Raw genomic sequence first — 6,494 nt, 5'->3', positions numbered from 1 at the left:
GCTTACTACTGGGGATGGAAGCCCTGAAGGGCTTACTACTGGGGATGGAAGCCCTGAAGGGCTTACTACTGGGGGGATGGAAGCCCGGTCGGGCTTATTACTTTGATATTTCCTGAACCAGTTGAACATGGAGATGGTGTCCGGCTTTGTATGCTAAGTAATGAGCTTGGGGGATAAAACCCAATAAACTCAAATCCCCTACTAAGTCTAAAATTTTATGACGCACAGGTTCATTTGCATATCTCAAAGGTGGATTTAACCATTGGTGATTGTCACAAACTATAGCATTATCCAGACTACCTCCTTTGATTAACCCAGCTTGGCGTAACTGTTCCACCTGTTCTTTTAAGGTAAAGGTTCTCGCCGGAGCAATTTCCCTAGCAAAAATTTCTGGATTAGCCGTGTAACTATACCATTGATTGCCAATGGCGGGAACGGAAAAATCAATCCCATAGGTAAATCGGGTTTCTGATGCGGGAAAGGCGGCGACAAACCCATCGCCTTGTTGAACGGATATCGGATCAGTTATTTTAAAATCGTTGAATTCTTGAGATTGACTATCGAGTTTTTGACAGCCAACCGTTGCGATCGCTTCTACCCAATTTTGAGCCGAGCCATCTAATAATGGAACTTCGGGGCCATCAATTTCAATCCGAGCGTGATCAATTCCCATTCCTGTTAAGGCGGCTAATAAATGTTCAACGGTTCTAACTTTCGCGTTTAAAATGCCTAATTCTGTTGATAAAGTTGTGGATAATACCGATTCTAATCTAGCAGGAATTTTAGGAGTTTCCGGTAAATCAACCCGCACAAAATAGCGTCCTTCCCCAATATTTGCAGGTAAAACTCGAACCGTTGTGTTAACACCTGTATGTAATCCCACACCCGAACAACTAAACTCTGCTTTTAGGGTATATTCGCTGTTGATACTCAATGTTCAACTCTCCTAATTTTCAAGGGTTTGTATGTTTAAGTATTGCATATTTTTTTACTTTGTGATAGTATAAAAAAACCTAGTGATTATTGTCAAAATTTATGAATCAACCCTTATTGCATTTTTTGGCAACCAAAAACTACAAAAATTTATGTTTTGAGCAACCCTTTTATCTGAATAATCTGAATATATTTATCGGTTCAAATGGTTCGGGAAAAAGTAATTTTATTAGTTGTCTTAAATTTTTAAAAAATTGCTTAATTAATATTCCAGAAGAAAATCAGGGTGTAAGTAGTTTTGAAGATGCTATTTCTAAAATTGGTGGAACTAGAATTTTAGATAGTAGTGTGAGTAGTCCAGCAAAAGTTAATCTTTATTATTGTTTTTCCCAAATTTCCCAGACGAATAATCCTCAAAGAGATAATGTAGTTTTTGACTTACAACTCTATACTGATAGGGGAGAAACTAGGGCGACGGTTTCAGAAGAATATTTATATGGGGGAGATTTTTTACATGATCATGCTAACTCTGATCCTTTTTATTATTATAAATTACATAATAGAGAATTAGGTAAAGGGGTTGTATCTGTTTATGATAAACCCGGTCAAAATTATCCCACTCATTTTGAAAGTTTAGACAATATCTCTACAAATTCTTTGGGCTTATCATCCATTACTAAAATCTTAGAAAATAGTCAATCTCCTCCTGAAAATACACCAATTTATAGAATCAGGAGAGAATTAATTGACTTGGTTTCAAAGTGGCATTTTTATAATGCTAATAACATGGATTTAAACCAAATTAGAACCGCCGAGCCAAAGCTAGGACAAAGTGATATTTACTTATCTCAATCAGGGGATAACTTAGCTTTAGTTTTGGATAACTTATATACTCAAAATCTTGATTTTGAGGAAAGTCTTAATTTAGCAATGAAATCCATTCTACCCAAAACTCGTAAAATTAGACCAATCCGTTCTGGTCGTTTATCTTTAACTGTAGAATGGCATTTTAAAGACACGAATGAACCCTTTTATCTCAATGAAATGTCCGATGGTACAGTGAGGATGTTGTGTTGGGCAACAATATTACATTCTCCAGTCCTACCTTCTTTGTTAGTCATTGATGAACCTGAATTAGGATTGCACGTTGCCTGGATGCCAATTTTAGCTGAGTGGATTAAACAAGCGGCTCAAAGAACTCAGGTGATTATTACGACCCATAGTCCTGATCTTTTGGATCATTTTACTGATCGTTTAGAGAATGTTTCTTATTTTCATTCCACTAATCAAACCCATTTTTCAATTAAATCCCTTTCTAGGGAAATATTGGAACCAAAATTAACTGAAGGATGGCAATTAGGTGATTTATATCGTGTTGGTGATCCCAGCCTAGGAGGTTGGCCGTGGTAGTATGGGTTTTTGCTGGAGGAGGTGAAGCGGAAGTTCGAGGATTAATCCCTTTTTTAAAACAAAATTTTCCAGGGTGTCAATTTGAAAGAAAAACGCCAGTTCGTCGAAAACCCGGCCCTAAACCTAATCCGTTAATGAGTTATGGAAGAACAGGTAATAGTTTAATTGAGCAAATTCAAGAGCAATTACCGATTGCTTTAAAAGCAGAAAGCAATCAATGTGACCTGATTTTTGTTTTTGATGATTTAGATTGTCGTAATCCAGAAACACAAAGACAAAAAATACTAGCATCTCTATCAACAATACCAGATTGTGATCAGGTTCCTAAATTGATTGGGTTTGCCGCGCCTGAACTGGAAGCTTGGATTATTGCAGATTGGGATAATTCAATCGCTAAACATCCTGATTTTAGAGGAAGACATGAGCGGATGCGTTGGTGGTTAAGTGCAAAAGGGAAAATTTCTTTTAATAATCCAGAATCCTTTAGTGAGTACGACCATCAAAGAGATTGTTGTCAAGATAAACTATCAGAAGCACTGATTCAATCAAGTATTCAAGATGAAACTGATCGGCAAAGATTGCGTTTTTCTAAAGGAATTCATACCCCGATCCTTTTATTACAAATTAATGGGAATGAAGTCAAAAAAAATGTCCCTTATTCCGAGAAATATATGACCACCTCCAGAATTTTTGTTGTGAAAACACTTAAAACAGCATATAATCAAGAAAAGGTTTCTATAAACATTTTATTTTTTGTATAATAAATAATATCCCATGTTATCTAATTCAGAATATAATACACAATTTAATGAGATTTTTAACCAAGCTTTGGAATTTGTACAATCCACCCTAAATCAGCCTGAGATTAACTATCAAGACAGGCTAAATGCAGCACTAAAAATCTTAGAGATAGGAATATTATCTCAACAAGAGCCTTTTAATTCAACTGAATTCACTTCTCCTTCTTTATCGAAAAGCCAAGAGACAGAAGCTATTATTTTAAATCCCGATTATGTGCAAATTGATAACTTTCTATCGGAGGAGGATTATCAAAAATTTTTAAATCTGACCATCGCTAATCAAAATAATTTTTTCCCATCAGAAGTAATGAATGATGCCTCAAAATATCGTCAATCCTATATTCTCTTACCCGAACACTTTGCAGAGTTTCATGAACTCCTAAGCCAGAAAATTCTCACAGCCAGACCGACTGTAATGCAGCAATTAAAAATGCAGATGTTTTTGGTAGCTCATTTAGAAATGCAAATAACGGCGCATTTGCATGGAGGATATTATAAAATTCATCAAGATGTAGATGCTGGAAAAGCGTCCAATCGGAGATTAACCTATGTTTATTATTTTTATCAAGAACCTAAACCCTTTTATGGCGGAGATTTGAGATTATATCAAACTAAAATTCACGGAAATCAAGCCCTAATTCAAGAAAGTTTTACTCAGATTGAACCCCGCAATAATAGTATTATCTTTTTTGATAGTCGCTGCAAACATGAAGTTTTACCCGTTTATTGTCCCTCTCAACAATTTACCGATGGCCGATTTACCCTCAATGGTTGGATTCATCATTGACACTCTCGTCGTAGCGTCCTACCCCTTTGTTATCCATCCAATATCTTAAGCATTTGTTCTGGCTGTAACTATTGTATCTTCAAACCGAGATCTTAGATAATCTTGGAGATGGAAAAAATGCCAAAATCCCCCTCTATACTGCTAGGTTAAAGGGGGAAACGGTTAGTGTTAAGAGGAGTCGGTTAAATCCCAACTCAACCTGCTGTTATCAAGGATTAAGTGTCGTACAAGCGAGCTTCTGCGGCATCGGGATTTTCTTCACAGTACAAATCAAAGGCTGTTTTATCCAAACGTTCTGCTTTTTGGTGAGCGGCTTCTGCTTGCAATTCTTCCACAATATCCCAAGCCGATGCACATTCTTTTGAAGTAGCTCCTTGTTCTGCACAAATGGCTCTAGCTTCTTCAATGGCTTCTTGAATGCGTTCCTCTAACAGAATACTCTTAGGATTTTCTACAAAGTCACTTTTACTGATAATATCCGTGACAGAAATAATGCCAACGAGGTGATCATGAATTACCGGAGCGCGGCGAATTCCCGTTTGAGCAAATAGTCTGGCTACATATTCCACACCGAGGTCAGGATTAACCACAATGCAGGGTTTGGTCATGACTTCATAAACCCGGACTTTTTTAGGATCTTTCCCGTAGGCGGTGACTTTATAAACAATGTCGGTCTCGGTGATGATCCCATAGGCATCCTGTTCATGACGCCGCTCGACGATCAAGGCTCGTAAACACAGATCATTCATTTGTTTTACGGCTTCTGCAACCGTGTCTGAACCTTTGATGGTTACGACGTCAGAGGTCATAATATCTTTAGCTTTGAGCATCATAGCGTATTCATAATAAAAAAATGGGAAGTTTGGAAACCGCGTCTATAAGCGAGCGCGGAGGAAAAACGACTCAGGAGAATTTATTCTCGGTGAATATTGGATTGGGAACCGACAAAAATTTTTGTATTTGCCGATTCCCGGTTTTTTTGGGATTTCTCCCACTCCTATTGCTAGGGTAATGTTAGCTTCGCCAATGTTATCAGTCGGTACTATCTCGGTCATCACTGTCTTACCCCTCGTAAAACTGTTTAAATGCCCGAGTTTTAGAGCTTGGGACTAGCTTCGCATCCCAAGGTAAGAACTTTAACGCTTCCCGATAACGTAGTCATTTAAGGCTAAGGCTGGTCAGCTATCCAAAGGAGAGGCATGAAGCCCCGTCTCTTCAGAGCGGGGTGCTGACAAAAAACTCTATACTTCTAGCTTGCCTCGAATTGGCATTGACATCCACCCCGCCGTAAACGGACGGGGATTCTTCACACTGCCCCCTTTTTAGGAGGGTCGCTGAATGGGGTTGACGCTTCGCAGACTGTTGCTACTTTAAAAGTAGTCTTACACTGTCTCCACGTCCGTTTTAAGTCTCGGAATGCCCTNAGCCCAAACATTTGGATGTTCGCGCTGGTGGTGGAATTATGCCTTAAATAAATCCATTCAGGTTTATCAAGATACGGGGTCATGTCTGGGACAGGTATCACTCAACGCCCTATTACCTAAGCTCAAAAAAGCCGAAGATACCCTGTGGTTAGCTGATTGTTATAGCCAGGTTTTACAAGCTACAACACTTAATTTAACCACAGCTTATAAAAACTTTTTTGCTCAACGTGCAGGCTTCCCTAAGTTTAAGTCTAAACAGGGCAAACAGTCAATTCAATATCCTCAAAACGTCAAAATTGTTGAGGGTAATGTTAAACTTCCTGGCAATATTGGAATAGTCAAAGCCAAAATACATAGACCGATTGAAGGGAAAATCAAGACTGTAACCGTTAGTCAAACGCCATCAGGCAAATATTTGGCATCTATATTGACTGAAATTGAAGGGGAAAACCCTACTGTTTCAGAAGGTAAGATTTATGGTATTGACTTAGGAATCAAAAACTTTGCCGTTGTTACTGATGGTGAAAAGGTTTCTAAATACGATAATCCTAAACACCTAGCCAAGCATGAGAAAAACCTCAAGCGTAAGCAGAAGAAATTAGCCCGTAAACAAAAAGGAAGTAAGTCCAGAAATAAATTTCGTAAAATTGTTGCCAAAGTCTACGAACGAGTTAGTAATTCCCGGCAAGATTTTTTACACAAACTTAGTTATAAGTTAGTCAGCGATAGCCAAGCTGTGATCGTAGAGAATCTTCATGTCAAAGGCATGGTTCGTAATCACAATTTGGCTCAGGCACTTTCTGATTGTGGATGGGGAACTTTCACTAATTTCTTAGCTGACAAACTAGGTCGAAAAGGCGGTAAGTTAGTCGAGATTGATAGATGGTTTCCCAGTTCCAAACTCTGTTCTAATTGTTTCTATCAAGTCAGTGAGATGCCATTAGATCTGAGGGAATGGACTTGTCCCGATTGTGGTAGTGAGCATGACCGTGATGAAAACGCCGCGCTCAATATTAGAGCCGAGGGCATTAGAATGCTGGCATTGAGCGCAGTCGAAATGCTAAAGACGGATGGTGCAGCCGTTTCTGCTGTAGGAGGGGATGTAAGACCCGATCTGGGGCGAAAGCCTAAGTTCTGGCA

Annotated in this window: 6 protein-coding genes; 4 read left to right on the top strand and 2 right to left on the bottom strand. The window is 38.7% G+C overall.

Going from position 1 to position 6,494, the window contains the following annotated elements; genetic code table 11:
* Positions 1–97: 97 nt before the first annotated feature.
* The gene (gene lpxC / locus PL8927_RS02235; protein ID WP_083617162.1) at positions 98–934 is read right to left on the bottom strand and encodes a UDP-3-O-acyl-N-acetylglucosamine deacetylase; all 837 of its coding nucleotides are present in this window, start codon (positions 932–934) and stop codon (positions 98–100) included.
* A gap of 101 nt (positions 935–1,035) precedes the next feature.
* On the opposite strand from lpxC, the gene PL8927_RS02230 reads away from it, so the two are divergent.
* From PL8927_RS02230 to PL8927_RS02220, 3 genes are read left to right on the top strand one after another with little or no spacing between them, the layout of a single operon-like run.
* On the top strand, positions 1,036–2,343 hold the full coding sequence (locus tag PL8927_RS02230) for an AAA family ATPase (RefSeq protein ID WP_083617159.1): 1,308 nt from the start codon (positions 1,036–1,038) through the stop codon (positions 2,341–2,343).
* Positions 2,337–3,104, top strand: a complete 768-nt coding sequence (locus PL8927_RS02225) for a hypothetical protein (RefSeq protein WP_197047291.1) — start codon at positions 2,337–2,339, stop codon at positions 3,102–3,104. The genes PL8927_RS02230 and PL8927_RS02225 overlap by 7 nt, the downstream gene beginning before the upstream one ends.
* A 13-nt stretch (positions 3,105–3,117) precedes the next feature.
* Positions 3,118–3,930 carry a 2OG-Fe(II) oxygenase gene (locus PL8927_RS02220; protein ID WP_083617157.1) on the top strand — a complete coding sequence of 271 codons (813 nt, stop codon included), beginning with the start codon at positions 3,118–3,120 and terminating at the stop codon, positions 3,928–3,930.
* A gap of 215 nt (positions 3,931–4,145) precedes the next feature.
* Here PL8927_RS02220 and PL8927_RS02215 read toward each other — a convergent pair whose 3' ends face one another.
* Positions 4,146–4,763, bottom strand: a complete 618-nt coding sequence (locus PL8927_RS02215) for a CP12 domain-containing protein (RefSeq protein WP_083617155.1) — start codon at positions 4,761–4,763, stop codon at positions 4,146–4,148.
* A 583-nt stretch (positions 4,764–5,346) separates the two neighbouring features.
* Here PL8927_RS02215 and PL8927_RS02210 point away from each other — a divergent pair.
* The coding region (locus tag PL8927_RS02210; protein WP_156093072.1) for an RNA-guided endonuclease InsQ/TnpB family protein at positions 5,347–6,494 on the top strand (1,148 nt) is incomplete at its 3' end.

The organism is Planktothrix serta PCC 8927, assembly GCF_900010725.2.
Lineage (GTDB): Bacteria > Cyanobacteriota > Cyanobacteriia > Cyanobacteriales > Microcoleaceae > Planktothrix > Planktothrix serta.
Note: the sequence above shows the minus strand (reverse complement) of the source record. Positions and strands in the feature narration are given on the sequence as shown.